General features: G+C 61.4%; 20 protein-coding genes. 6 read left to right on the top strand and 14 right to left on the bottom strand.

All coding sequences use genetic code 11. The features are described 5' to 3' along the window. Nucleotides 1–10 precede the first annotated feature (10 nt). Nucleotides 11–1,219 carry a CmpA/NrtA family ABC transporter substrate-binding protein gene (locus ABEH28_RS02015; protein ID WP_346628929.1) on the bottom strand — a complete coding sequence of 403 codons (1,209 nt, stop codon included), beginning with the start codon at nucleotides 1,217–1,219 and terminating at the stop codon, nucleotides 11–13. A gap of 273 nt (nucleotides 1,220–1,492) precedes the next feature. On the opposite strand from ABEH28_RS02015, the gene ABEH28_RS02020 reads away from it, so the two are divergent. After that, on the top strand, nucleotides 1,493–2,524 hold the full coding sequence (locus ABEH28_RS02020; protein ID WP_346628930.1) for a quinone-dependent dihydroorotate dehydrogenase: 1,032 nt from the start codon (nucleotides 1,493–1,495) through the stop codon (nucleotides 2,522–2,524). 147 nt (nucleotides 2,525–2,671) lie between these two features. On the opposite strand, the gene ABEH28_RS02025 is transcribed toward ABEH28_RS02020, so the two are convergent. Beyond that, complete coding sequence (locus ABEH28_RS02025) at nucleotides 2,672–2,887, bottom strand: ribosome modulation factor (RefSeq protein WP_074887169.1); 216 nt, start codon at nucleotides 2,885–2,887, stop codon at nucleotides 2,672–2,674. 571 nt (nucleotides 2,888–3,458) lie between these two features. Here ABEH28_RS02025 and rlmKL point away from each other — a divergent pair. Beyond that, nucleotides 3,459–5,729, top strand: coding sequence for a bifunctional 23S rRNA (guanine(2069)-N(7))-methyltransferase RlmK/23S rRNA (guanine(2445)-N(2))-methyltransferase RlmL (gene rlmKL, locus ABEH28_RS02030; RefSeq protein ID WP_192172447.1), 2,271 nt, complete (start codon nucleotides 3,459–3,461; stop codon nucleotides 5,727–5,729). 103 nt (nucleotides 5,730–5,832) lie between these two features. Here rlmKL and ABEH28_RS02035 read toward each other — a convergent pair whose 3' ends face one another. Next, a complete protein-coding gene (locus ABEH28_RS02035) occupies nucleotides 5,833–6,225 on the bottom strand; it encodes a RidA family protein (RefSeq protein ID WP_192172448.1) in 393 nt (130 codons plus the stop codon). Nucleotides 6,226–6,580: 355 nt separating this feature from the next. Between ABEH28_RS02035 and ABEH28_RS02040 the strand changes: the two genes are divergently transcribed. Continuing rightward, nucleotides 6,581–8,053 carry an EAL domain-containing protein gene (locus tag ABEH28_RS02040; protein WP_346628931.1) on the top strand — a complete coding sequence of 491 codons (1,473 nt, stop codon included), beginning with the start codon at nucleotides 6,581–6,583 and terminating at the stop codon, nucleotides 8,051–8,053. Between the two features lie 98 nt (nucleotides 8,054–8,151). Here ABEH28_RS02040 and ABEH28_RS02045 read toward each other — a convergent pair whose 3' ends face one another. The 8 genes from ABEH28_RS02045 to ABEH28_RS02080 form a co-directional block, all read right to left on the bottom strand. After that, nucleotides 8,152–8,418 (bottom strand): hypothetical protein, encoded by a 267-nt coding sequence (locus ABEH28_RS02045; protein WP_192172450.1) that lies wholly within the window; start codon nucleotides 8,416–8,418, stop codon nucleotides 8,152–8,154. A 390-nt stretch (nucleotides 8,419–8,808) separates the two neighbouring features. Next, nucleotides 8,809–9,231 carry a cupin domain-containing protein gene (locus ABEH28_RS02050; protein ID WP_346628932.1) on the bottom strand — a complete coding sequence of 141 codons (423 nt, stop codon included), beginning with the start codon at nucleotides 9,229–9,231 and terminating at the stop codon, nucleotides 8,809–8,811. 204 nt (nucleotides 9,232–9,435) lie between these two features. Continuing rightward, the gene (locus ABEH28_RS02055) at nucleotides 9,436–9,750 is read right to left on the bottom strand and encodes a hypothetical protein (RefSeq protein WP_192172452.1); all 315 of its coding nucleotides are present in this window, start codon (nucleotides 9,748–9,750) and stop codon (nucleotides 9,436–9,438) included. Between the two features lie 102 nt (nucleotides 9,751–9,852). Then, the gene (locus tag ABEH28_RS02060) at nucleotides 9,853–11,283 is read right to left on the bottom strand and encodes a DUF2723 domain-containing protein (RefSeq protein WP_346628933.1); all 1,431 of its coding nucleotides are present in this window, start codon (nucleotides 11,281–11,283) and stop codon (nucleotides 9,853–9,855) included. A 37-nt stretch (nucleotides 11,284–11,320) separates the two neighbouring features. Continuing rightward, complete coding sequence (locus ABEH28_RS02065; RefSeq protein WP_346628934.1) at nucleotides 11,321–12,307, bottom strand: lysylphosphatidylglycerol synthase transmembrane domain-containing protein; 987 nt, start codon at nucleotides 12,305–12,307, stop codon at nucleotides 11,321–11,323. After that, entirely contained in the window at nucleotides 12,304–13,044 is a 741-nt protein-coding gene (locus tag ABEH28_RS02070; RefSeq protein ID WP_346629184.1) for an SDR family oxidoreductase, read from the bottom strand. The genes ABEH28_RS02065 and ABEH28_RS02070 overlap by 4 nt, the downstream gene beginning before the upstream one ends. 8 nt (nucleotides 13,045–13,052) lie before the next feature. Then, the gene (locus tag ABEH28_RS02075; protein WP_346628935.1) at nucleotides 13,053–14,369 is read right to left on the bottom strand and encodes an FAD-binding oxidoreductase; all 1,317 of its coding nucleotides are present in this window, start codon (nucleotides 14,367–14,369) and stop codon (nucleotides 13,053–13,055) included. Beyond that, nucleotides 14,366–15,817, bottom strand: coding sequence for a UbiA family prenyltransferase (locus tag ABEH28_RS02080; protein ID WP_346628936.1), 1,452 nt, complete (start codon nucleotides 15,815–15,817; stop codon nucleotides 14,366–14,368). Before ABEH28_RS02080 ends, ABEH28_RS02075 begins: the two co-directional genes overlap by 4 nt. A 377-nt stretch (nucleotides 15,818–16,194) precedes the next feature. Between ABEH28_RS02080 and norR the strand changes: the two genes are divergently transcribed. After that, nucleotides 16,195–17,751: a nitric oxide reductase transcriptional regulator NorR gene (gene norR, locus ABEH28_RS02085; protein WP_346628937.1), complete on the top strand. Its 1,557-nt coding sequence runs from the start codon at nucleotides 16,195–16,197 to the stop codon at nucleotides 17,749–17,751. A gap of 873 nt (nucleotides 17,752–18,624) precedes the next feature. Here the strand turns inward: norR and ABEH28_RS02090 are convergent. Beyond that, complete coding sequence (locus ABEH28_RS02090) at nucleotides 18,625–20,061, bottom strand: MFS transporter (protein ID WP_346628938.1); 1,437 nt, start codon at nucleotides 20,059–20,061, stop codon at nucleotides 18,625–18,627. Nucleotides 20,062–20,175: 114 nt separating this feature from the next. Here ABEH28_RS02090 and ABEH28_RS02095 point away from each other — a divergent pair, with 114 nt between their 5' ends. Next, entirely contained in the window at nucleotides 20,176–21,495 is a 1,320-nt protein-coding gene (locus tag ABEH28_RS02095) for an Nramp family divalent metal transporter (RefSeq protein WP_192172459.1), read from the top strand. A 30-nt stretch (nucleotides 21,496–21,525) separates the two neighbouring features. On the opposite strand, the gene ABEH28_RS02100 is transcribed toward ABEH28_RS02095, so the two are convergent. Both ABEH28_RS02100 and ABEH28_RS02105 read right to left on the bottom strand, forming a co-directional pair. After that, entirely contained in the window at nucleotides 21,526–21,984 is a 459-nt protein-coding gene (locus tag ABEH28_RS02100; protein ID WP_192172460.1) for a DUF2214 family protein, read from the bottom strand. A gap of 353 nt (nucleotides 21,985–22,337) precedes the next feature. Next, nucleotides 22,338–23,456, bottom strand: coding sequence for a GNAT family N-acetyltransferase/peptidase C39 family protein (locus tag ABEH28_RS02105; RefSeq protein WP_346628939.1), 1,119 nt, complete (start codon nucleotides 23,454–23,456; stop codon nucleotides 22,338–22,340). An 89-nt stretch (nucleotides 23,457–23,545) separates the two neighbouring features. Here ABEH28_RS02105 and ABEH28_RS02110 point away from each other — a divergent pair, with 89 nt between their 5' ends. Next, nucleotides 23,546–25,129: a RimK family protein gene (locus ABEH28_RS02110; RefSeq protein ID WP_346628940.1), complete on the top strand. Its 1,584-nt coding sequence runs from the start codon at nucleotides 23,546–23,548 to the stop codon at nucleotides 25,127–25,129. Nucleotides 25,130–25,132 lie beyond the last annotated feature (3 nt).

Below are 25,132 nucleotides of genomic sequence, written 5' to 3' on the forward strand. Positions count from 1 at the left end.
TGGCGTCTCCTCAGCGATCAGCATGAACGAGGGCGGCATCGGCCAGCGCGTGCAGCTTGAAGCTGCGGGCGTAACGCGCCGGGTCGCTGCCGTCCCAGATTTTGCCGTCGATCAACTGGCTGCTGCGCATCGGCGACGGCGGGACGGCGATGCCCAGTGCGTCGGCGGCCTCGCGGTACAGGTCGAGCTGCTGGACGCTGCGGGCAACGTCGAGATAATCCGGGTCTTCGCGCAGCAATCCCCAGCGGCGGAACTGGGTCATGAACCACATGCCGTCGGACAGCCAGGGCATGTTCACCTGACCGTCGCCATGGAAGCGGATCGCGTGATGGTCGTGCCATCGGTTGCCGAGCCCGTCGTCGTACTCGCCCAGCAGCCGGGATACGATGGCGCCGACCGGTGCATTCACGTACTCGGCGGCGCTGAGCAGCTGCGCGGTGCTGCGCCGGTTGTCGGTGCTCTCTTCGATGAAACGGCTGGCTTCAAGCACCGCCATCACCAGCGCCCGCGCCGTGTTCGGGTACTGCTCGGCGAATTCCAGGCTGCACCCCAACACCTTTTCCGGGTGATCCGGCCAGATGGCCTGGGAGGTCGCCAGGGTGAAGCCCAGGTTCTGCTGAACGGCGCTGGCACCCCACGGCTCACCGACGCAAAAACCGTCGATGCGCCCGGCCTGCAAGTGCTCGACCATCTGCGGCGGTGGCACCACCACGCTGTCGACGTCGCGCAGCGGATGAATGCCCTGGCTCGCGAGCCAGTAATAAAGCCACAACGCATGATTGCCGGTGGGAAAGGTCTGGGCGAAGGTCAGTTTTGAGTCGCTTTGGTGCGTGCGCCGATCGAGTGCCTCAGGAGTGGTCACGCCGGCATCCTGCAGCGCCCTCGACAGGTTGATGCTCTGGCCGTTCTGGTTCAGCCCCATCAGCACGGCCATGTTTTTTGCCGGCCCGGCCAGCCCCAGTTGCACGGCATAGACCAGACCGTAAAGGCTGTGGGCGGCGTGAAGTTCGCCGCTGACCAGTTTGTCGCGCAGGTTGGCCCACGATGTCTGCTGGTGCAGGTTGATGTGCAGGCCATAGGGCTGAGCGAAGCCCTGGGTCGCGGCGACGATCAGCGAGGCGCTGTCGGTCAGCGCCATGAAGCCGAGGTCGACGCTGGTCAGTTCCGGTGCATCGCTGCCGTTGACCCAGGCCAGCGAGGGGGTAAGCGTGTCATTCATGAGTGCCATTCCGCGCGGAGGCCGACGCGCTGGTCAGCGCTGCCGATCGTCCAAAAAAAACGCCGCCACGCCCCGATTGAACCGGGGCGCCAGCGACGTCATTGTCCTGTGTCTCGCTCCGCCATTGGATCGAGTCGATACAGGAAGCCAAGCAAGCCATATGCCAGCGGGAGCCGAGGTTGTAAGCAAAGTTCTCGACATGCCTCGCGCTTCGCCCGCACCGGCGTTTATAATCCGCCGCTGATCCCAGCCGCAATCGAGCCGCCCCCGCCCATGTATAACCTGGCCCGCCAGTTACTGTTCAAACTCTCCCCGGAAACCTCCCACGATCTGTCCATTGACCTGATCGGAGCGGGCGGTCGTATGGGGCTCAACGGCCTGTTCAACAAGGCGCCGATGCAGCTTCCCGTGACCGTCATGGGCCTGCGCTTCCCCAACCCGGTCGGGCTGGCGGCAGGGCTGGACAAGAACGGCGCGGCCATCGACGGCTTCGCCCAACTGGGCTTCGGTTTCGTCGAGATCGGCACCGTCACGCCGCGCCCGCAGCCGGGCAATCCAAAACCGCGCGTATTCCGTCTGCCCCACGCCCAGGCGATCATCAACCGCATGGGCTTCAACAACCTGGGCGTCGACCATTTGGTGAGCCGGGTGCAGGCCGCGCAGTACAACGGCGTGCTGGGCATCAACATCGGCAAGAACGTCGACACGCCGGTCGAGCGTGCAGTGGACGACTACCTCATTTGCCTGGACAAGGTGTACGCCCACGCCAGTTACATCACCGTCAACGTCAGCTCGCCCAACACGCCGGGATTGCGCAGCCTGCAATTCGGCGATTCGCTCAAGCAACTGCTCGAAGCCCTGCGGGTGCGTCAGGAAGGGCTGACGCTGATCCACGGCAAGCGCGTGCCGCTGGCGATCAAGATTGCCCCGGACATGAGCGACGAAGAGACCGTGCTGGTGGCCAGCGCGTTACTGGAATCGGGGATGGACGCGGTGATCGCGACCAATACCACCCTCAGCCGCAAGGGCGTCGAGGGCTTGCCCCACGGTGACGAAGCGGGCGGGCTTTCGGGCGCGCCGGTGCGCGAGCACAGCACGCACATCGTCAAGGTGCTGGCGGGTGAGTTGGGTGGGCGCTTGCCGATCATTGCCGCTGGCGGCATCACCGAAGGCAGGCACGCAGCCGAGAAGATCGCGGCGGGGGCGAGTCTGGTGCAGATTTATTCGGGCTTTATCTATAAAGGGCCGGCGCTGATTCGCGAGTCGGTGGACGCGATTGCAGCGATGACTCGCCAAGCGGTTTGATCGCTAACGGCGTGAACGAAAAGAGGGGTTCCGACTGGAACCCCTCTTGGGCTTTAGCCCGCCGCCCGGGTGGGGCGTGCGTGGTCATGATGAAGCGATCAGGAATGTCGAAGAAGCTTTAGGTCAGGCTGTAACGTGAGGGTGGCGTCAGCCGACCGCGTGAAGTTCGTTGAGTCTGTGAATGCCCGCAGTGCCGGTCATACCGTCCCAGTTGTCGCCGCGTCCTTCTCGCCAGCCATTGATCCAGGCTTGACGCACTGACGGTAGAGTAAATGGGCAAAGCTCACGGGATTTACCGGATACGCCGTACTGGTATCCGCGCGAAAATGCTCTTTCCATCGGATCACGCTTAAGTCTTCTCATAGGGTGTTGCCCTCGTTTGTTGACTGTAATGTCCCTGGAGACCTCAGGTTGAGGTCCGGCAGAAAATCCTCTGCCGTTAACAGCCCGCTGCCGGCGTCGCGGGCTTGCGGCCACCGCCGTTGCGGCGATGACCTTGGGTGATTTCTAACCAATGAGGGATACGCTGTGAATGATCGTTTTGTCATAAGAACGTAACCATTCAGGCATTACGACCATAAGCGCTGACGCGTTTCAGCGCAGTTTTGTCAGAGGGCCCCCTTGAACCGGGGCTTTCACGTGGCAGTGCAAGTGTTTCGCAATTGAGAGTGCTGGCCGTTTGCGGTCAGTGGAAAAACGACGAAGGGTCGGCGATGTGACTTTTTATTGCAGCCACCGTCGTGCTGAATAGTGGTTTTTTAACATCAAAACGTCGGCGTTGATGCGTTGGCGGACCGTCGCACTCGAAATGTATCGGTGCGAGGGACAGGCACAAACTGTGTGCCGCGCAGGCGTCCTCCTTGAAAGGCGTCTGTTGGAATCGGGTCGGACAATGCGTTGTCCGGCCGCTATGGCCTTAGGCTCTGGAATACTCATGTCGGACCGTTACGAACTTTTCCTCACCTGCCCAAAAGGCCTCGAAGGCTTGCTGGCGGAGGAAGCCACCGCCCTCGGTCTCGAGGAAACCCGCGAACACACTTCCGCCATCCGCGGCACCGCCGACATGGAAACCGCCTACCGGCTGTGTCTGTGGTCGCGTCTGGCCAACCGGGTGCTGCTGGTGCTCAAGCGTTTCCCGATGAAAGACGCCGAGGACCTCTACCACGGCGTGCATGACATCGAGTGGGCTGATCACCTCGAGGCGGAAGGTACGCTGGCCGTTGAGTTCAGCGGTCACGGTTCGGGCATCGACAACACCCATTTCGGCGCATTGAAGGTCAAGGACGGCATCGTTGACCGCCTGCGCACGGCAGACGGCGTACGCCCGTCGGTGGACAAGCTCAACCCGGATCTGCGCGTGCACCTGCGTCTGGACCGCGGCGAAGCGATTCTGTCCCTGGACCTCTCCGGCCACAGCCTGCACCAGCGCGGCTACCGTCTGCAGCAAGGCGCCGCGCCGCTCAAGGAAAACCTGGCCGCCGCGATCCTGATCCGTTCCGGCTGGCCGCGCATTGCCGCTGAAGGCGGCGCGCTGGCTGACCCGATGTGCGGCGTGGGGACCTTCCTGGTCGAAGCGGCGATGATTGCCGCCGACATCGCGCCCAACCTCAAGCGCGAGCGCTGGGGTTTCTCCGCCTGGCTGGGCCACGTGCCGGCGATCTGGCGCAAGCTGCATGACGAAGCGCTGGAGCGTGCGCAAGCGGGTCTGGCCAAGCCGCCGCTGTGGATTCGTGGTTACGAAGCCGATCCGCGTCTGATCCAGCCGGGCCGCAACAACGTCGAGCGCGCCGGCCTGAGCGAGTGGATCAAGATCTACCAGGGCGAAGTGGCAACCTTCGAGCCGCGTCCCGATCAGAACCAGACCGGTCTGGTCATCTGCAACCCGCCGTACGGCGAGCGTCTCGGTGACGAAGCCAGCCTGTTGTATCTCTACCAGAACCTCGGCGAGCGCCTGCGTCAGGCCTGCCTGAACTGGGAAGCGGCGGTGTTCACCGGTGCGCCTGACCTGGGCAAGCGCATGGGCATTCGCAGCCACAAGCAGTACGCGTTCTGGAACGGCGCACTGCCGTGCAAGCTGTTGTTGATCAAAGTGCTGCCGGATCAGTTCGTCACCGGCGAGCGTCGCACCCCGGAGCAACGTCAGGCCGAGCGTGAGCAAGCCGCCTACGATCAGGCGCCGGACGAGCCGCAGGAGCGCCAGTACAACAAGAATGGCAACCCGATCAAGCCGACGCCGGCCCCCGCGCCGGTCATAGAGCAACCGCGCCTGAGCGAAGGCGGGCAGATGTTCGCCAATCGCCTGCAGAAGAACGTCAAGGCGCTGAGCAAGTGGGTCAAGCGCGAAGGCATCGATTGCTACCGCGTCTACGATGCGGACATGCCCGAGTACGCCATGGCCATCGACCTGTACCACGACTGGGTCCATGTTCAGGAGTATGTGGCGCCGAAGTCCATTGATCCGGAAAAGGCTTCGATCCGTATGTTCGATGCGCTGGCGGCCATTCCTCAGGCACTGGGCATCGACAAGAGCCGTGTGGTGGTCAAACGTCGCGAACGCCAGAGCGGCACCAAGCAGTACGAGCGTCAGAGCGCCCAAGGTAAATTCAACGAAGTCAACGAAGGCGGCGTGAAGCTGCTGGTCAACCTCACGGATTACCTGGACACCGGTCTGTTCCTCGATCACCGGCCGATGCGCATGCGGATCCAGCGCGAAGCGGCCGGCAAGCGGTTCCTCAACCTCTACTGCTACACCGCGACCGCCAGCGTGCACGCAGCCAAGGGCGGCGCGCGCAGCACCACCAGTGTCGATCTGTCGAAAACCTACCTGGACTGGGCGCGTCGCAACCTGTCGCTGAACGGCTTCTCGGACAAGAATCGTCTGGAGCAGGGCGACGTGATGGTGTGGCTGGAGGCCAGTCGCGAAGAGTACGACCTGATTTTCATCGACCCGCCGACCTTCTCCAACTCCAAGCGTATGGAAGGCGTGTTCGACGTGCAGCGCGATCAGGTTCAACTGATCGACCTGGCCATGGCACGTCTGGCGCCGGGCGGCGTGCTGTATTTCTCCAATAACTTCCGCAAATTCCAGCTCGAAGAGACGCTGGTGGAGCGTTATGCGGTGGAGGAGATCACCCAGCACACCGTCGACCCGGACTTTGCACGCAACGGCAAAATCCACCGCGCGTGGAAGATCACCGCGCGCTGAGGGTGAATGGCAGGCTGAAGCGTCGGGATAACTGACGCATCAGCCTGGGTTTCCCGAAGCCGATGCGCCTGCGCGTCGCTCACACTGGCCACGCCTCTCATGATCAGCGCTGCACCGCCACGCACTTGATTTCCACCAGCAGTCCCGGCCTGGCCAGTTCGCTGACGCCGAGGCAGGTCCACGCGCAGGTGCCACGGGGGAAGACCTTGTCCTTCACCTCCCTGAACACGGGCATGTGACGGTGCAGATCGACGTGGTAGGTCGTCAGGTCGACGACGTCTTCGAAGGTGCATCCTCCAGCGGCCAGCACGAGCCGCAGGTTTTCCCACGCGGCCAGGAATTGCTGCTCCGGGTCTTCGATGACTGTCAGCTCAGGGGTGCGACCGACCTGACCGGCGCAGTAAAGCGTTTTGCCGACCTTGACGGCAGGGGCATAGCCCGCGCGCTCGGCGAGTAGACGCATTTCGTCCGGGACGATGAGTTGACGGTCGGTCATGGGGTGGGCACTTTGAGTTTCGTTGGAGGCGCACGCTATCCCAGGTGGTTGATGTCCGTCCAGAGCGTGGGTGGCCTCTCGGTTTTCGAGAGGTGATGTGTGGCTGGCCCGAACGTCAGCGTTTTTCCGTTTTGCGTTGAGAGCGCAGCAAGAACGTCGGCGCGAAGTGTTCGGGTGGCAAAACCTTCCGCGCCTCCTTGCCCGGTAGTCCAGGATAAATCACACTCCGAACGCCAGGTCATGATCATCGGGAAAGGATGAGTCCATTTTTTGAGGCAAGGGAATGCGTAAATCAAGAGTCATCATAATAGCCACTCTGTCAGGGCTGATAGGGGCTGTTTTGCCCATGATAACGATGGCTTACATTTCCTGGGAAAGGGCCCTGGCCAAAGAACGAACGCATTTGGAGACCTACTCCGAGCGGGCTCTCAAAAATATTAGTTTGTCATTGCAGCAAGGACTCAACGTTATATCGGACATGGAGAACTGGTCCGGAACTCCGTGCTCTCCCGAGCATATTTCGTTGATGCGAAAAGCGACCGTGAACACCCGTGCGGTGGAAGAAATTGATTATCTTGAGCAAGGGTCGCTTGCTTGTACCTCATGGGGAGTCACTTCGATACTGTCTGGATCGACGACGTCGACCTATACCGATGCGGGAGGCTATAAAATCAATGTTCGCCTCATCCCGCGTGACCACGGGATCCAGCCGATTACGATCATCCATCGTGGTGCCTACAACGTACTTATAAATGCAGAAAGGCTGAGCGACATCATTCTGGATGATCGAATGCAGCTCGGGGTTTTTTACCAAGGTCAGTTAGTGAATATCTCTCGGGGCGCGGATGAAAAGACGATTTCCCGACTTGCATCAAGTCAAGATCGAAATAATAAAGACTATCTCCATGCGGCTTCCACTCAGGACGACTGGTCCGCGCTTGTGATGGAGCCCATTACCAGCGTCGACACAAGCTTTTACAGCGAGCTGGCCTGGATGCTGCCGATTGGCATAGGTATCGGTTTCGTCGTCGTGCTATCCGTCATCCGAATCATGCGCATCAGACTCTCGCCGATGGCGGAGATGCAGATCGCTATCGCCCAGCGGGAGTTCACTGTTCACTATCAACCGATCATTGATCTTGAAACAGAACAATGTACAGGGGCCGAGGCATTGGTCCGATGGCTAAGGCCGGACGGAACGGTTGTGGCCCCTGATCAGTTCATTCCGCTGGCTGAAGAAACAGGGCTGATTTTGCCCATCACTGACCAAGTCATCCAGGGCGTCGTCAGAGACATGGCGCAACTTCTGCGAGATAACCGTCATCTTCATGTCGCCATCAACATATGTGCAGATGATCTGAAATCCGGGCGTTTTCTTGACACGCTTGATCATGCATTGAAAGGCTCCATGATTGACAACAATCAAATATGGATAGAGGCAACTGAGCGAGGCTTCATTGATGTCGAATCGGCCGTTACGACACTTAAAAGAGCTCGGGCGCTGGGGTTCAAGATTGCCATCGATGACTTTGGTACGGGATACTCCAGTTTGCAATATCTGGAGCGCCTTCCTGTCAATGTGCTCAAGATAGATAAATCTTTCGTGGACGCCATCGATAAGTCTTCAGCGTCCAGCTCGGTGGTGACGCATATTATTGCAATGGCTAAAACACTGGGTCTGGACATTGTTGCCGAGGGGGTCGAGAGCCCCCATCAAGCAGATTACCTGCGAACGCATAAGGTGGACTACGCTCAAGGTTGGCTGTACTCGAAAGCATTGCCCTCCCAAGATTTTCTGAACTTCATCAATACCCAAAAAAACCGCTAGGCAATCCCCGCGATGTCACACAGGTCGAGGAGCTGGACATTGCGAGAAGCGGGGCACCTTGGCGGTGCCCGCTGCGCTGAGTTTCTGCTCAACAGGGATCAATGCACCGCCCACGAACGGGGTGCCGGAGTGTGGCTGAATTTGGAAATGCCTTTGACCCAGAATCGTCGATGAGGATTCTGGTCCGGCGGCAGCAACGGCTGGCTCGACCACTGGTGATGACGCTTGGCTTCATCGCGATACGCTTTCCACTCCATGGCCTCGGCGGTGTCCTGCGCGGCGCGTTCGTCATCGAACCAGCCCAAAACAGAAACTTCACCTTGATCGCGGCCATGCTCTACCAGCAGAAAAATGTTTGTGTACATACCTGTGCCTTTCACTGATCCGGTCCGACCCGACATTTCGGGCTCTACGAATAGCGTATCGACAGCGGCGGCGGAAAATTTAGCCCCGGGTTTCTCTGCCCGCTTTTGCGGTGTGACGCCCGGCGCTTTCCCGGCTAAAGCCGGTCCCACTGATTGCGTGCGATCTCATCGTAGGACCGGCTTCAGCCGGGAAGAGGCCGGTTTGAACGCCATCAAATCCAGCGGTGTGACGCCCGGTGCTTTCCCGGCTAAAGCCGGTCCCACTGATCGCGTGCGATCTCATCGTAGGACCGGCTTCAGCCGGGAAGAGGCCGGTTTGAACGCCATCAAATCCAGCGGTGTGACGGCCGGCGCCTTCCCGGCTAAAGCCGGTCCCACGGGACAGCGGCATCACTTCGGCAGCGGTGTGAGGATGTCGGCCTTGTCGTCCAGCAGAATGAACACCAGCAACTTCGCAGGCTGGGTGGCGCTGGCGTTTCGCGATTCGTAGTGCTTGGAGCCAGCCGGCTCGTACCACGTCTGGCCCGCCTTATAGGTGATCGCCTTGCCGTCGTTGACTCTCGAGATCACTTCGCCTTCCAGCACGTAAGCGATCGCGCTGCCGCTGTGGCTGTGGGCGATGGAGGCCTGGCCCGGCGTGTAATCGACGGTCAGGACCATAGCTTTTTTGCCCGGTGCATTGAGCATCGGGTGCTCTTCCAGCACGGTGACCTTTTCCTGCTCGGCATCGTGGGCCTGGACGCTTCCCACGGACAGCAAGCCGGCGAAGGCCAGCCAGCAGAGCGGGGCGGTGAGGAAATTGAGGGGTTTCATGAGCGGATCATCTGGCAGCAATTGATGACCACTACGCTAAGCCCGCCGATGCAACGCGGCTACGTCCAATTGCCCAGAAGATCACGGGACCAATGGCTGATCCCCAGAAACGAAAAAAGGGCCGAATCACATTCGGCCCTTCATCGTATTCAGCGTCGCCCCGGCGCAATCGCACTCAAGGGCATACGGTCATCACAACAGCGATTACTTGCTGCCGCTGGACCCGCTTGCGCCACCGCCAGTACCGCCGCCGCTGCCGCCCATGCCGTTGCCATTGGTCATGCCGCCGCCATCAGCGTCGGTGCGGTTGGTGCCGTTGGTGCTGCCCATGCCTTTGGTGCCTGGGGTCGACGTGCCTGGCGAGCTGCCGTCGCTGCTCTGACCGCTGGTGGAGGTGCTTGGCTTAGGACCGTTCTTGTCGATCGGATCGGTTGGGCCTGTGGAGCCTGCAAATGCGGAGCCAGTAGCAACAGCCATCAGGCCAGCGAGTGTCAGGGCAGTCAATTTTGTCTTGATCATGATGTGAATCCCTTTGTTGTCATGGATACCTATTGGTCAGTCGGGCAATGCAAGAGGTGCATTCGTCCCGACGAACGGTCATCCACGATCACTCAGGTTTGGCTATTTCGCGCGCAGCTCGTATCCCACCGCCAACGTCTGCAGATCAAAACGATCGGAAATGCTCGAGCAGTAGCTGGTCCTCGCCAGGAAGGCCCCGGGGCCGTTCAGATACGACTCGATGTCCTGCGCGCCTTCACACAGCGCTATCGTTCGACCCTTGAGCAACCCGCTGGCCTGCGCCGAGCGCAGCGCACCGTTGGGCGTCCAGTCGGCGACGATCAGCGCGCCTTCCGGAGCCGATTGTTCGTAACTGTGCACGAAGGTTTCCGCCGAGCGATCCCGCAGGTACGGCGCCATGAAGTAATGGATATCGTCACGGAACGGCAGCGCTTCCTTGTGGGTCGGCAGCGCAACGGCGCCGCTGGCGTAAATCGCGTACACCGCGAGAATGGTCACCGGGCCGCTGAAGGGCAGGGCGTAAGCGACCACGGCGGCCTTGCGGCGCGCCAGCCATGCCTGCACATGGATCACGCCGATGATGCTCAACAGCACCGCACCCGGCAGGAAAAACGTGAAACGATCGGTGACGTTGTACGACACCGCAAAGATGAAGTTCAGCACCGCCGCGCACCACAACAGTCGCAGGCGCCGGCTTCTGGGGAACAGCACCAGCGCCACCAGTTGCGGGCCAAGCAACGACAGCATCAGCAGCGCCACCGAGTTCTTTTCGTGCCACATGTCGTCGAAGCGAAACAGCGAGCCCTGCCAGCTTTGCTCGGTGGGGTTGTCGGGGATGCCGATCAGGTAACGATGGCCGATATCGATCAGGCTCAGGCCGTTCTGCATCTCCTGCAGAACACCGGGAATCGCCACCGCAAAGCCCAGCACAAACCCCGGAATCGTCAGCAAAACCCGCGCCCTGTGCTGCCACACCAGTTGCACATACAGCGGGAATAACACGATGAACGTCAGTTGATGAATGGCCGCAGCCAGCCCGGTGAGGATGCCGATGACGAACAACGCGGTGAGCAGGCCCAGACGCGATTTATCGCGAAAATGCACCATGTACGCCAGGGTCACCAGCAGCGTGTGCAGCAGGTAAACCTCGGCCTTGGTCGAGACCCAGAACACGCAATGGCACAACACCGCAGCGGCAATCGCCAGCAAGGCCTGCTGCGACGTGGCGCCGACGCCCTTGGCCAGACGGAAGATCGCCCAGCCCAGCGGGATCAGCAGCATCGAGTTCATGAAACTCAGCACCAACGGGCCGAAATTCGCGAACAGCGCCGTGGTGACGAACAGGTACAGCGGGTGATCCAGCGGCCCGAGGGTTTCGCTGAAGTAGCGGCCCTGCGAGGCGTCGGCGATGAAGATGCCGTTGTCCATCCACTGAATCGGTCCGCTGGAGGCCAGAAAACTCCAGAGGACGGCGGCCACCGCCAGCAACAGGGGAATGCCAAACAACGCTCGATAACGTACTGCTGCCACCATGACTTGCACTCCTGTCCCTTAATCCCGTCGAAAAGCGTTATTGAATCGGTTGAACCCGAGGCGCCGATGCCTCGCCTTTGAGCCTGACCAGCATCACCGCGCCGATGGCCACGGCGAACCACAGCGTCGCCAGCCGAATCAGCACGGTGGCGGCCACGGCGTCGGCGCTGTTCATGCCTTTCCAGACCAGCAGCCCGACCATTACCGCCTCCGCGCCGCCGAGGCCGCCGGGCATGAAGCTCACTGCGCCGGCCAGCATTGCCAGGGCGTAGACGAACACCGCGAAGGTCAGCGGGATGTCGGTGCCCATCCATTTCAGAATCCAGTCGAACGCCAGCGCCTCGGCGCTCCAGGCGACGACGCTGAGGGCGGTCAGGCCGAGCATCAGGCGCAGGCCATGGCATTGCTGCGCATGCACCAGCACCTGCAGCAGATGGCGCAGCAGCCCGAATACCTTGCCGCCACCGGCCGGCATTGTTCCGGTGATCCGCTCAAGCAGGCGACGTTGCGACAGCACCACCAGCCCGACCGCTACCAGCGCCACGCCGACCACGATCATCGGCCACGCCTGGGGATACAGCGACAGGCCGAACAGGGTCAGCAACACCACCGCAAACAGGTCCGAAAGCCGTTCGCTGAAAAACGCCGCGAAGCTCTGCGGGTAGGGCACGCCCCAGCGTTTCAGCAGCACGCCGCGCAAGGCTTCACCGGCCTTACCCGGCGTGGTGGTCAGGGCAAAGCCGGCCAGATAAATGTTCAGGCTCGGCCGCCACGGCATCGGATGGCCGAGCACCTTCAGGTAGGTCTGCCAGCGGACAAAGCGCAGCCCGTAATTCACAGACGACATGAGCAGCGCGATGCCGATGCCGACCAATCCGACCTCACTCACCGCGGCGCCCACCGCCTGCCAGCCGCCCCACAGCGAAAAGCCCAGATACCCCAGCGCCGAACCGACCACCGACAGCACCACCGCGCGGTAGCGCCAGCCAGACAGGTGCGAAGGCTCTGTCACGGCTTCGCTCATAGATTCAGCCTCTTGAACACCGGCTGCGGAATCGAACGAATGACCAGCATGATCAGCGCCCAGAAACCCGGTGCGTAGAGCGTCGGCACCTTGTTGGCGATGCCCTTGACGATGCGCTGGGCGACCTGCGCCGGTTGCGCCAGCAAGGCTGCCGGCAACGACAGGCCCTGGGTCATCGGCGTGTCGACAAATCCCGGCTTGATGGTGGTGACGTGCACGCCGACCTTGAACAGCCGCGCCTGCAAGCCTTCGCAGTAGGTCGACACCGCCGCCTTGGCGCTGCCGTAGAGGTAATTGGAAGGGCGGCCTCGGTCAGCCGCCACCGAAGAAATGATCGCCAGGCTGCCGCAGCGCTGGGTCTCGAACTGCATCGCCAGCACGGTGAGCAGGGCGATCACCGAGGTGCAGTTATTGGCAAATTCCTTCAGGGCCATGTGCACGTCGCGCTCGCAGGCCTTCTGGTCCGGCAGCGTGCCGTGGGCGATCAGGGCGATGTCGATCTGACCCAGGGCGGTCAGGCAGCGCCCCATCATCAGCGGGTGCGCCTCGATGTCGTTGGCGTCCATCTCGTGCAGCGTGACGTTGCTCGCCCCGCGCGCCTTGAGGTCAGCGGCGGTCTGCTGCAGCTTCTCGACGTTGCGCGCCACGAGGAAAAAATCGCTGCCCTCTGTTGCCCACAACCGCGCGCAGGCACCGGCGATGGCGGAGGTGGCGCCGATGATCAGGACTTTCTTCACGGCAGTTTTCATAGGATCACACGGCTCCAGAAACGGGACATCAAAGAGGGATCGCGCAGCGCTTCCAGTTGCTCCCAGGCGGGGTAGGCACGACGGAAATCGGCGCCGCTCATGTGGGCGTCCTTGGCGGGGTACAACCGCCCGCCGGCAGCGCGAACAATGTCGTCCAGACGTGGGAAAAGAACGTTTTCCAGCGCCTCGCTCTGGGCAAAATCCAGCGCCAGCGAAGTGCCCCCCAGCGGGAACGACAGCAGACCCGGCGAAGTAATGTCGCCACAGCGCTTGAGCACGGCGAGGAACGAACCCTGGCCGGCGTCGGCGATGGCGCGCAGCAGTTCGCCCATGGCCGCTTCGGCGTTCGCCGCAGGCACGACGCACTGGTATTGCTGAAAACCCCGGCGGCCATAAATACGGTTCCAGTGCAGGATCCGGTCGAGGGGGTAGAAGAAGGGTTCGTAAGCGCTGCGGCCCTGCTTGCGCTGGCTGGGGTGCAGGCGCCAGTACAGGCTGTTGAAAGCGCTGAGGGAGACTTTGTTGATCAGCGACACCGGCGGCGTCAGCGGCACGCTGAGCTTCTTGCGCTGACCGACGTCGAGGGAGCCGTACTGCGCGTGATCACCAACGATGAACACCCCGCGTCCGGTCTCGGCGCCCTTGGCCAGGCAGTCCACCCAGGCAACGCTGTACTCATGACGCGCGTCGAGCTCGGTCGACAGCGCAAAAAACTCGGCCAGATTGGCGAAGCGCACGGTGGTGGTGTCGATCTGGCTGGCGCGGATCGGCATCAGCTGAATCTGCGCCCAGTGAATGACCCCGGTCAGGCCGAGGCCACCGATGCTCGCGGCGAACAGGTCGGGGTGGGCATCAGGCGAGCAGGTCACTTCCGGCTCGCCGTGACGCAACAGGCCGAAGCCCAGCACATGACGGCCGAAGGTGCCGCGCACGTGGTGGTTTTTGCCGTGGACGTCGTTGGCGATGGCGCCGCCCAGGGTCGCGAACTGAGTCCCGGGCGTCACCGGCAAAAACCAGCCTTGGGGGATGGCCACGGCCAGCACTTCCGCCAGGGTGATGCCGGCTTCGGCCTTGATCACGCCGGTGGTCCAGTCGGCCTCGATCAGCCGGTCCAGCGAGCGCATGTGCAGCACTTCGTCGCTGGCGGCCAGGCAACTGTCGCCGTAGCTGCGGCCGTTGCCGTAGGGCAGGCTGCTGCGGTGGGCGCCGATCACGCGGTCCATCTGCGCCGGCAGTTCGTCCAGCCACACGCAGCCGTGACCGCGTTGCGGTCGACGGGGGAAACGTCCCCAGGAATACAACGGTGCGCTCATGCGGCGATCCAGAACATCATCAGAAATGCGGCGCCGATCAGTTGGCTGGTGCGGTCACGGATGGCGAACACCACCGGGTCTTCGTTCATCTGCCCGCGATGGGTCAGCATCCACACCCGCGTCACCCAAAACAGCAACAGCGGGCAGGCCAGCCAGATGATGTGGGGCGTGACGTACAGCTCGGTGGTTTTCGCGTCCTGGATGTACAGCGCCAGCACCATCACCGCGAGGTAACCCGACGATGCCCCCAGGGAGGCGATCATGTCCAGGTCGCCGGGGTGGTAACCGCGGCCGCGGGCCAGGGTGTTCACCTCCCGGGCGCGGGCATCGCGCAGCTCGGCGTAGCGCTTGACCATCGCCAGGCTGAGGAAGATGAACATCGAAAACGCGAGGATCCAGAACGTCAGGGTCAGGCTGAACGCCGCGACGCCGGCAATGATCCGCGCGGTGTAGAGCATCGCCAGGGCAATCACGTCCCACGCCATCAAGCGTTTGAGTCTCAGCGAATAGGTCAGCGTCAGGCCGTAGTAGGCCGCCATCACCGCCGAAAACTGCCACGGCAGGAGCAACAGCGCGGCGCCAAAGGCCATCGCCAGCAGCGTCGGCACCATCACCAGTCCGGTCTTGATCGACAGACGCCCACTGGCGAACGGCCGTTTGCATTTGCTCTTGTGGTGGCGGTCGTCGCACAGGTCCAGCAGGTCGTTGAGGATGTAGACGCTGGAGGCGCATAGGCCGAAGCAGAGGAAGGCGATGACCCCGTCGCGCATCAGCTCGAACTGCGCCAGGCGATGGGACGCCAGCAGCGGCACGAAGATCAGCGCGTTCTTCAGCCACTGGTGAAGGCGCAGGGCCCTGCGCCAGTCGCGCAGGCTTGGCGTGTTGCTATGAATGGTCGGCTCGACGCGGACTTGCGCGTTTACTTTTGCTTCCACACCGCGATCGGGGTTGACCACATAGGCGTGGCGGGACACATCCCATATGGGCAAATCATCTTTCGAGTTGCCGACGTAATCGAATCCACCCTCGCCGAAGTGCGCAACTAACAGGTCGCGCTTGTTGTTGCCGGACAAGTTGCGGTTGCTGTTGGAGGCCAGCACCAGATCAAATAGCTGCAGATGTTCGGCGATGCGCTCGGCCAGGCTTACATGACTCGCCGTCGCCAGTACCACCATCCGGCCGGTGTCGCGTTCGCGCTGGATCATCTCGAGGATCTGCGGATCGTACGGGAGCACTGATACGTCTATTTCGGAGTTGAGGGCCAGGCCTTCCTTGAGGGCGGCCTTGCCTTTGAACAGCCATCCCAGCATTTTCAGGGCTTTCAGCGGCTGGCCTCGAACAAACGCCATGGCCGTTTCCATGAGCAGATCCGAGCGCAATAACGTGCCGTCGAGATCAACTACCAACGGTGGGGAAGTTTCGAGAACTCGTCCCTGAATTCTGGCCATAGTGAGTGCTCCTGTAGGGTCACAGGACTATAAACAAAATAGGATTTTCACAACTTCATTTAAATTAAAGGGGCTCGCCCGGCACGTCGGCGAAGTGGCGTCAGAATAAAATGGCGTGTTTTTGAGGAAAGTCTGCGGGATTGTTTCTCATTAATAAGCCGAGCGCTGCCGGGGAATTGGCGACTAACTAATGACTTCTCGAGAGTGACGGTTTAGTGCCGTATTCCATTCGTCGATTCACGTCTGTCTGGGTTCAGCGTGCTCCCAGGGGCAGCGCCAGAGGCTGATCTCGGGATGGCGCTGTCGTTTCGACTCACATCGCAGTCATAATGACTCGGCCCTTGCACCCCTTTCCCATGCCATGACCGGGAGCTTCCATGACCCATCCTTTGCTGCTGGCGCTGATTCCGCTGGTTGCCGACCTGTCCCGGGACCTGCCGGACGATGAGCGCTACCGCCGGTTGCTGCGGTCGCTGCGCCAGCTTTTTCCGTGTGACGCCGTGGCGTTGCTCAAGCGGGAGGATGAGGTGCTGGTGCCCTTGTCCGTCGAGGGCTTGAGCCCGGACACACTGGGACGACGATTTCGGCTGGGGGAGCACCCGCGGCTGGACATCATTCTGCAAAACCGCGAACCGACCCGCTTCTCCACCGACTGCGACCTGCCGGACCCTTACGACGGACTGGTCGAAGGCGTGCATGGCGATCTGGAGGTGCACGATTGCCTCGGCTGCCCGCTCTACGTGCAGAACACGCTGTGGGGGGTGATCACGCTGGATTCTGTTGATCCGGCGCGCTTTGGCCGGGTTGATCTGGACGATCTCCAGGCGTTCGCCAGCCTGGCGGCGGCCACCGTGATGGCCAGCGAGCGGATCAGCCAACTGGCGCGCGGGTTTGAGGATCAACGCCACTTGGTCGAGGTGTACAAACGTGCCGCAGGCGGACGCGGGCCCCGGGAGCTGATCGGGCAAAGCCCTGTGCACAAACGTTTGCAGCAGGAAATCCAGCTGGTGGGCAACAGCCCGCTGACGGTCTTGATTACCGGCGAAACCGGTGTGGGCAAAGAGCTGGTCGCCGAGGCCATCCACCTGCAGTCACCCCGGGCACGAAAGCCGCTGATCAGCCTCAACTGCGCCGCGCTGCCGGAGCTGTTGGTGGAAAGCGAGTTGTTCGGTCACGTCAAAGGTGCGTTTTCCGGCGCGGTCAGTGGGCGCAGCGGCAAATTCGAGCTGGCCCACGGCGGTTCGTTGTTCCTCGATGAGGTGGGCGAGCTGCCGCTGCCGGTGCAGTCGAAGTTGCTGCGGGTGTTGCAGAGCGGTCAGTTGCAGCGGGTCGGCTCCGATCAGGAACATCGCGTGGACGTGCGCATCATCGCCGCGACCAACCGTGATCTGGCAGAAGAAGTGCGCGCCGGTCGCTTCCGCGCGGATCTCTATCACCGCCTGAGCGTTTACCCGTTGGTGGTGCCGCCGTTGCGCGAACGGGGTCGCGATGTGTTGCTGCTGGCGGGGTATTTTCTGGAGGAGAACCGGGCGCGGATGGGGCTGCGCAGTTTGCGCATGAGCCCGGCGGCGCAAGCGGTGCTGTTGGCGTACCCATGGCCGGGGAACGTGCGGGAGCTGGAGCATCTGATCAGCCGCGCGGTGCTCAAGGCGCTGTCGGTGCACGGCGAGCGACCGCGGATTCTGACGATCGAGGCGGAGGTGTTGGGGCTTGATGAGTTGCGGGTGGCGGCACCTGCTTTGGCGCAGGTGCACGGCGCCATGCCGGTGATTCAGCCGGGGGAGGGGTTGAAGGAGGCGGTGGACGGGTTTCAGAAGCGGTTGATCAGCGAGGCGCTGGAGCGGCATCAGGGGAAATGGGCGGACGTGGCGCGGGAGCTGGGTGTTGATCGGGCTAACCTCAGTCGCCTGGCCCGGCGACTGGGGATTCGGTAGGTTTTTTTTAGGTCAAGATCAAGATCTTTAGGATCAAGAGCGTCTGCCTGGGGGCAGACTGTTTCGCCTTCGGCGAGTTACTTGGAAAAGCACCCCAAGTAACCAAGGGTGCTTGCTCCTGGTTTGGCCCTTCCTTCGTCAGGGTTCCTTCACTCCGGTCTCGCTCCGTGGGCCCGCGCCGAACGGGCATCCATGCCCTGACGGCGCTCTCGCCGCATCCATGCCGCTCGGCCCACTGCGCGAAACCTGCGTTCAGCCTGCACCCAAGTCGCGTTTTGTGTCGTTTGAGCCTTTTGCGTATGAAGATCAAGATCAAAAGCAGATCAAAGGCTTCCCGGCTAAAGCCAGTCCTACAGGAAACCGCGTGCATTCAGTGGGACCGGCTTTAGCCGGGAAGAGGCCAGCCCAGCCGCCAACAATCTTGCTGACTGCACCGCCTACCTGTGGGAGCGAGCTTGCTCGCGAATGTTGTATTTCAATCACCACAAATCCGGCGGATGTACCGACCCCTTCGTGAGCAAGCTCACTCCTGCAAGTTCTTAGCGTTTGATCTGCCCTTGATCTGCTTTTGATCTTCAGACACAGAAATTCCAGCCACCGCAGAACGCGACTTTGGTGCAGGCCGAACGTAGACGACGCGGAGTGGGCCGAGCGGCATGGATGCCGCGAGAGCGCCGCCAGGACATGGATGTCCGTTCGGCGCGGGCACACGGAGCGTCGTCGGAGTGAGGGAACCCGACGGAGTCGGGCCCAACCGAGAGCAAGCACCCTTGGTTACTTGGGGTGCTTTTCCAAGTAACTCGCCGAAGGCGAAATGTCTGCCGTTAGGCAGACGCTCTTGATCTTGATCTTCCCTAAGCCGCACCGCGAACCCTATCGATGAGCAATATCTTCGAGCGCCAGATTCCGCGTCTTCGGCCCAAACCCGCCAATCGTGATGATCACAATCAACATACTCATCACAATGAACGTCAACACCCCTGGCGTACCAAAGTGATCCAGAAACAACCCGATCAACAAACTGCTGAACACCGTCGACAGACGACTGAACGAATAACAGAACCCCACCGCCCGGGCGCGAATATTGGTCGGGAACAACTCGCTCTGGTACGAGTGATAACTGAAACTCAGCCACGCATTGCAGAACGTGATCATCACCCCGCAAAAAATCAGCCCCGCCGCCGTCGTCTGCTGCGCGAACAGCGTGCCGAAGATCATCGAGCCCAACGCCGAGCCGACAATCTGCCACTTATTCTCGAACCGGTTGGCGAATTTCACGAACAACAGTGGCCCGAGCGGATAGGCGAGGGTGATCACGAAGGCATACGCCAGACTGTGGGTCACGCTCACGCCCTGACCCGACAGCAATGCAGGCAGCCAGTTGCCGAAACCGAAAAAGCCGATCGCCTGAAACACATGAAACACAATCAACATCAGCGCGCGACGGCGATACGGCGGTTGCCAGATGTCGGCGAAGCGGCCTTTGCCTTCGACGGCCACGTTGTGGGTTTCCGGTTCGTCCAGGGCCTGACCGTGGTCCTTGATGCAGCGGGCTTCGAGGTCGTCCATGATCTTTTCGGCCTCGCTGAAGCGGCCGTGTTGCGCCAGCCAGCGCGGTGATTCCGGCAGGCGCGAGCGCAGCCACCAGATGAACAGCGCGAACACCGCGCTGGCCAACACCACCCAGCGCCAGCCGGCGACGCCGAACGGGTCCTGCGGCACCAGCCACCAGGACATCAATGCCACTGAAGGCACCGACAGGAACTGCACGAAAAACGCGAAGGCGAACGCCGCGCTGCGCATCCGCTTGGGCACCAGTTCCGAGAGGTACGCGTCGATGGTCACCAGCTCGATGCCCAGGCCGATGCCCACCAGAAAGCGCATGCAGATGATGCCCAGTGCGGAGGTCTGTATGCCCATCAGCACCGTGGCGACGGTGTACCAGATCAACGCGAAGGTGAAGATCGCGCGGCGGCCGTAGCGGTCGGCGATCGGGCTCAGCAGGCTGGCACCGAGGAACAGCCCCAGAAAGGTCGCCGACGCGAACGCCGCTTGATCGGAAAAGCCGAACACGCCCTGCGCCCCGGTGGCGAACAGTCCGTCGCGGATCAGGCCGGGGCTGATGTAGGCGGTCTGGAACAGATCGTAAAGTTCGAAGAAGCCGCCAATGGACAGCAGCGCCACCAGTTTCCAGATCGTGGCGACGGCGGGCAGGCGGTCGAGGCGGGCGGAAATCCGCGCCGCGCGTATCGGGTCGAGTCCGTCCTGGGTCGGGCGGGCGTTATCGGGGCTGTCAGAAGCGGCATGCATTATTGTTTTTTCCGGATCGGTGAGACGCAGCATGTTAGTGCCCCAGAGATTCAAGACAAAACATTTCTGCGCGTTTAAGCTCCGGGGCTGACCGCCACCACGTTTCGGATTCCCGTGAAGTACAAACTCCCGACTACTGCCACCGCGCCATTTTGCCCGTCGGCAACCACCGACAGCGTCGCCATTCCCGCCAATGCGTCTTTCCTGCGCAAGCTGATGCTGTTCGTCGGCCCCGGCCTGTTGATCTCCATCGGCTACATGGACCCCGGCAACTGGGCCACCGCCATCGAAGCCGGCTCGCGCTTCGGTTATTCGCTGCTGTTTGTGGTGGTGCTGGCAAGTCTGTCGGGCATGGTGCTGCAAAATCTGTGTTCACGCCTGGGCATCGCCACCGGCCGCGATCTGGCGCAGCTGTCCTCCGAGCACTACAGCCGCCGGGTCGGCATGGGCCAGTGGATTCTCGCCGAACTGTCGATCCTGGCGACCGATCTGGCGGAAGTGCTGGGTGCCGCGCTGGCGTTTCACTTGCTGCTGGGGGTGTCGATTACCACGGGGGTGGCGCTGACGGCATTCGACACGGTCATCGTGCTGGCTTTGCAGGGCGCCAATTTCCGCCGTCTGGAAGCCATTGTGCTGGGGCTGATCGCGACCATCGCGACGTGCTTTTTCATCGAGCTGGTGCTGATCAAACCGTTCTGGCCGGACGTCGTGGCGGGGCTCAAGCCGTCGTGGGAGATGCTGAGCAATCAAGAGCCGCTGTACATCGCCATCGGGATTCTCGGTGCGACGGTGATGCCCCATAACCTGTACCTGCATTCATCGGTGGTGCAGACCCGGGTCAATGGCACCTCGACCGAAAGTAAGGCCAGCGCCATTCGTTACGCCCGGGTCGACACCATTGCCTCCTTGAGCCTGGCGCTGATAATCAATGCGGCCATCCTCATCCTGGCGGCTGCCGCGTTCCACGGGACTGGCCACACCGATATCGTGGAAATTCAGGACGCCTACCACCTGCTCGATCCGCTGGTGGGCGGCGCCGTGGCCAGCGTGTTATTCGGTGTCGCGCTGCTGGCGGCGGGGCAGAGCTCGACGTTCACCGGGACCATCGCCGGCCAAGTGGTGCTGGAGGGGTTTCTGAAAGCCAAGATCCCGTGCTGGCAACGCCGCCTGGCGACGCGCGGGCTGGCGCTGATTCCGGCGTTCGTCGGGGTGATCTGGTTTGGCGATGGTGCGGTGGGCAAGATGCTGGTGCTGAGCCAGGTCGTCCTCAGCCTGCAGTTACCGTTCGCACTGTGGCCGCTGATCCGCTTCACCAGCGACCCGCAATTGATGGGCCCGTTCGCCAACAGCCGCCTGACCAAAACCCTGGCCTGGGGACTGTTCGGACTGATCTCGGGCGCGAACCTGACCCTGATGTTTTTCTGGGTGACCTGACCGCTGGAGGTCTGGGCATCGGCTCAGGCCTCAGCTCAACAAGATTCCCCGCGCCATACCCGTGGCGGCGATGACGATGATGACCATCAGCAGCGCCTCCATATGGCTGATTCGCGCGAACCGCCGGGACAGGGACGTATCAATCGTCTGGTTCTTCTTGAACGCGATGCGCCATTTGATCAGCGCGAACATCGGCACCACTTCCAGCGCCAGCATGGCCACGAACGCCGCCATTTTCAGGTGAAACAGTGGCTGATGCAGGTAGTAGTACGAGCCTTTTTCCAGCCCGCCGAACGCCCGAAACGCCCCGGTGATCAGCAGAACCCCTGCTGAGACGCCCCAGATATTGTCGACCACGAAGACATCCCTGAACGATCGCGGATCATCCGTGCGCAACCGCCGCAACGCCCGTCCCCTCGCCAGCACCGCCGCTATGGCAAAACCGAACGCCAGCAGGTGCAACGCAGCCAGTACCCATTTGATGAGCATGTTTCAACTCCCCCGAGCGATGTGCAAAGCAAGCGTCAACGGTTCAAGCTTAGCGGGTCGTTGGCGTTACGCCCTGATCGATCAAGTGGGAAAAGAAAAATAATCCGTCGGGGCGTCGCTCATCATTTCTGCGGGTGCTTGCCCTCGCGGTGCGGATGAACAAAATCAAAGTAGAACGCCGACACGCCAAACAGCGCAATCACCGAAAGAATTATCAAACCGATTACCGAGTTATCCATCACGCTCATCCAGTAAGTCGCCCAAAGGCCGAGCGACTATTCATTCCTTTTGCCGGTGCAACTGCAATCAATACGACGGGATCTTTACGCAAACGGCGCCTTGCCTGACGCCGTTTATATAGGCGCCTGCCCCTGGGGATAAAGAACCACCGCCGCGCGAAGTTTGTCGGCGCCAAAGCAACTCATGCCGGCGAACTCTTTGTGGCTGACCGGCATGTATTGGCAGTCCATGGCCTGACGCTGTTGGCTGTGATCGATATCGGGGTCGTGCAAATACACGAAGTCATCATCGCAACCGGTGACCAGCACCCAGTGGGGTGCCTTGGAACGGGTCAACCGATAGCTGCTGATCAGCACCAGCGCCAGGCCGTTGTCCTTTTGCAGCTGCCAGAGATTGAGCGGCGCACTGCCCAGTTGACGGACCGTGCTTTCAGCCAGCTCGCGGCTGAATTCCTCATGCACCAGGCGCATGACTTCTCGCTTTTCTTCGCTGCGCACTCCAGCCAGAAACAAAGGCCCGCGCACCGACACCTGCAGGCCGACCTCGAACCCCCGGCGCAGCGCGGCAAGCGCCAAACCTTGCGGGCTGCAACCGCCGTGGCCTGAAGTCATGAACACCGTGGTCGCTTCGCGCCAGATCTGCAGCTCCTCGTGACGTTGCATGGCGCGTGGCGGTTGCAGGGCTTTCATCGCCATCAGCAGGCACGCCGGGCCGCAGCTGAAGTCCAGGGTTTGCGGGTAGTAGGGCACGTGACGGGCAACGCCGGTGGCGTGTTCGCGGATGCGTTTTTCGTAGCGCAGCGCCGGGGCGTGGTCCTCGTAGTAGTCATCAATGCGGTCGAACAGGCGATAGCCGTTGCGCTCGTACAAGCGAATCGCCGGAGCGTTGTCCGGGCGGACTTCGAGCCGCAGATAGGCACACTCACGCTCAAGGGCATGCTGTTCGGCCTGGGCCAGCAGTTGCTGCCCGAGGCCCTGGCCCCGGGCATCGTCGCTGATCGCCAGGGAGTAAAGCCGGCCCAGGGACGTGCCGCGATGGAACAGCACCAGCGCGTAACCGGCCAGGCGTTGATCGGCCTGATCGCGCAGCGCGACGATCAATCGCGCATTGGCCCGCGTGACCATCCAGTGAAAGCTGCGCGCATTCAGGCGATCGGATTCGAAGCACTGGTTTTCCAGCACCAACAGTTCATCCACATCGGCAGGCTGGGCGAGGCGATATATAAAGTTCATGTCCGACACCGTAAAGAGTGAGTAACGAAACGGGACATTTCTACAAAGCCATGTTTTATAGAAAGGACTGTTTCCCGAAGGATCAACTCATGAATGCGGTGCCGGTGAAGACCGACGAAGTATCAGCACAACCTCAGCGTTCGGCAACTTTAAATGTCAATCCGCTGAGACCTGTTTCAACCCGAAGCCAACTGTTGATTGTCGTGGAGCGGCTCGAAGACTGGTCGTCTTACTTGCCCAGCGAACACTTGATCAGCGCCCAGGACTACCTGGAAAATCCGCCCCAGAACACTGCCGGTCAGCGGGTGCAAGTGATCAACCTGTGCCGCAGTTACCGCTATCTGGGCCATGGTTATTACTGCTCGCTGCTGGCCGAAGCCCGGGGTCACCACGTGATTCCGTCGGTCAAAACCATCAGCGAACTGACCCGGAAATCCCTTTACGGCCTGGCCCTGGATGACCTCGACAAGCGCCTCGAACACGCACTGCGTGACCATCCGTATGACGAAACCGAAGGCTTCACCCTGAGCCTGTATTTCGGTCAGACCGATCTCGCTCCGTTGCAGGACCTTGCCCGTCAACTGTTCGAGGCGTTTCCGGCGCCGATCCTGCTGGTGGAGTTTCGCAAGCGCGACAACTGGCACATCGTCGGCATCAAAACCGGCGCCTTGACCCGCCTGCGTGATCACCAGCAGGACCAGTTCGCCCAGTCTCTCGACAGTTTCAGCCGCAAGATCTGGCGCCAGCCCCGTTCCCCCCGCACCTATCGCTACGACCTGGCGATCCTGCATGACCCGCAGGAGGCGTTGCCGCCGTCCAACCCCAAGGCGCTGGATAATTTCATCCGCGTCGGTCAGCAACTGGGCGTGGACGTCGAGCTGATCGAGAAGAAGGATTACTCGCGGCTGGCCGAATACGACGCGCTGCTGATCCGCGAGACCACCAGCGTCGACAATCACACCTACCGCTTCGCCAAGAAGGCCGAGAGCGAAGGGCTGGTGGTGATGGATGACCCGGCGTCGATCCTGCGCTGCACCAACAAGGTCTACCTGACCGACCTGCTCAAAAGCCACAAGCTGGGCATGCCGGCCACGGAAATCCTCTACAAGGAGCGACCGGATGATTTGGAGTACGTGGCGGCACGGCTCGGCTTTCCGCTGGTGCTGAAAATCCCCGACGGCTGTTTTTCCAAGGGCGTGATCAAAGTCCAGGACGCGCAGCAATTGCAGGAAGCGGCGCGGGAACTGTTTGAGCATTCGGTGCTGTTGCTGGCCCAGGAATACCTCTACACCGAATACGACTGGCGCATCGGCGTGCTCAATCGCAAACCGGTGTTCGCCTGCCAGTACTTCATGTCCAAGGGGCATTGGCAGATTTACAACCACAAGGCCATCGACGCGGAAATCAACGGCGAGTGCCGCACGCTCGCGGTTCACGACGCGCCAAAGGCCGTGGTGGATCTGGCGGTGAAGACTGCCAACCTGATCGGCGACGGGCTGTATGGCGTCGACTTGAAGCAGTCCGGCGATCGCGTCGTGGTCATCGAAGTCAACGACAACCCCAACCTCGACGCCGGCATCGAAGACGCCTGGCTGCAGGACGATCTGTACGCGCTGGTGCTGGAAGAGTTCATTCGCCGCCTCGACATCAAACGTCGCGGTCTGGCGGGTTAGGCC

This window comes from Pseudomonas sp. Ps21-P2 (genome assembly GCF_039672565.1).
Lineage (GTDB): Bacteria > Pseudomonadota > Gammaproteobacteria > Pseudomonadales > Pseudomonadaceae > Aquipseudomonas.

What these genes read in the sequence shown, in the direction of transcription:
- ABEH28_RS02015 (WP_346628929.1), bottom strand. Translation starts at nt 1,219, where the DNA reads ATGAATGACACGCTTACCCCCTCGCTGGCCTGGGTCAACGGCAGCGAT.
- ABEH28_RS02020 (WP_346628930.1), top strand. Translation starts at nt 1,493, where the DNA reads ATGTATAACCTGGCCCGCCAGTTACTGTTCAAACTCTCCCCGGAAACC.
- ABEH28_RS02025 (WP_074887169.1), bottom strand. Translation starts at nt 2,887, where the DNA reads ATGAGAAGACTTAAGCGTGATCCGATGGAAAGAGCATTTTCGCGCGGA.
- rlmKL (WP_192172447.1), top strand. Translation starts at nt 3,459, where the DNA reads ATGTCGGACCGTTACGAACTTTTCCTCACCTGCCCAAAAGGCCTCGAA.
- ABEH28_RS02035 (WP_192172448.1), bottom strand. Translation starts at nt 6,225, where the DNA reads ATGACCGACCGTCAACTCATCGTCCCGGACGAAATGCGTCTACTCGCC.
- ABEH28_RS02040 (WP_346628931.1), top strand. Translation starts at nt 6,581, where the DNA reads ATGGCTTACATTTCCTGGGAAAGGGCCCTGGCCAAAGAACGAACGCAT.
- ABEH28_RS02045 (WP_192172450.1), bottom strand. Translation starts at nt 8,418, where the DNA reads ATGTACACAAACATTTTTCTGCTGGTAGAGCATGGCCGCGATCAAGGT.
- ABEH28_RS02050 (WP_346628932.1), bottom strand. Translation starts at nt 9,231, where the DNA reads ATGAAACCCCTCAATTTCCTCACCGCCCCGCTCTGCTGGCTGGCCTTC.
- ABEH28_RS02055 (WP_192172452.1), bottom strand. Translation starts at nt 9,750, where the DNA reads ATGATCAAGACAAAATTGACTGCCCTGACACTCGCTGGCCTGATGGCT.
- ABEH28_RS02060 (WP_346628933.1), bottom strand. Translation starts at nt 11,283, where the DNA reads ATGGTGGCAGCAGTACGTTATCGAGCGTTGTTTGGCATTCCCCTGTTG.
- ABEH28_RS02065 (WP_346628934.1), bottom strand. Translation starts at nt 12,307, where the DNA reads ATGAGCGAAGCCGTGACAGAGCCTTCGCACCTGTCTGGCTGGCGCTAC.
- ABEH28_RS02075 (WP_346628935.1), bottom strand. Translation starts at nt 14,369, where the DNA reads ATGAGCGCACCGTTGTATTCCTGGGGACGTTTCCCCCGTCGACCGCAA.
- ABEH28_RS02080 (WP_346628936.1), bottom strand. Translation starts at nt 15,817, where the DNA reads ATGGCCAGAATTCAGGGACGAGTTCTCGAAACTTCCCCACCGTTGGTA.
- norR (WP_346628937.1), top strand. Translation starts at nt 16,195, where the DNA reads ATGACCCATCCTTTGCTGCTGGCGCTGATTCCGCTGGTTGCCGACCTG.
- ABEH28_RS02090 (WP_346628938.1), bottom strand. Translation starts at nt 20,061, where the DNA reads ATGCATGCCGCTTCTGACAGCCCCGATAACGCCCGCCCGACCCAGGAC.
- ABEH28_RS02100 (WP_192172460.1), bottom strand. Translation starts at nt 21,984, where the DNA reads ATGCTCATCAAATGGGTACTGGCTGCGTTGCACCTGCTGGCGTTCGGT.
- ABEH28_RS02105 (WP_346628939.1), bottom strand. Translation starts at nt 23,456, where the DNA reads ATGAACTTTATATATCGCCTCGCCCAGCCTGCCGATGTGGATGAACTG.
- ABEH28_RS02110 (WP_346628940.1), top strand. Translation starts at nt 23,546, where the DNA reads ATGAATGCGGTGCCGGTGAAGACCGACGAAGTATCAGCACAACCTCAG.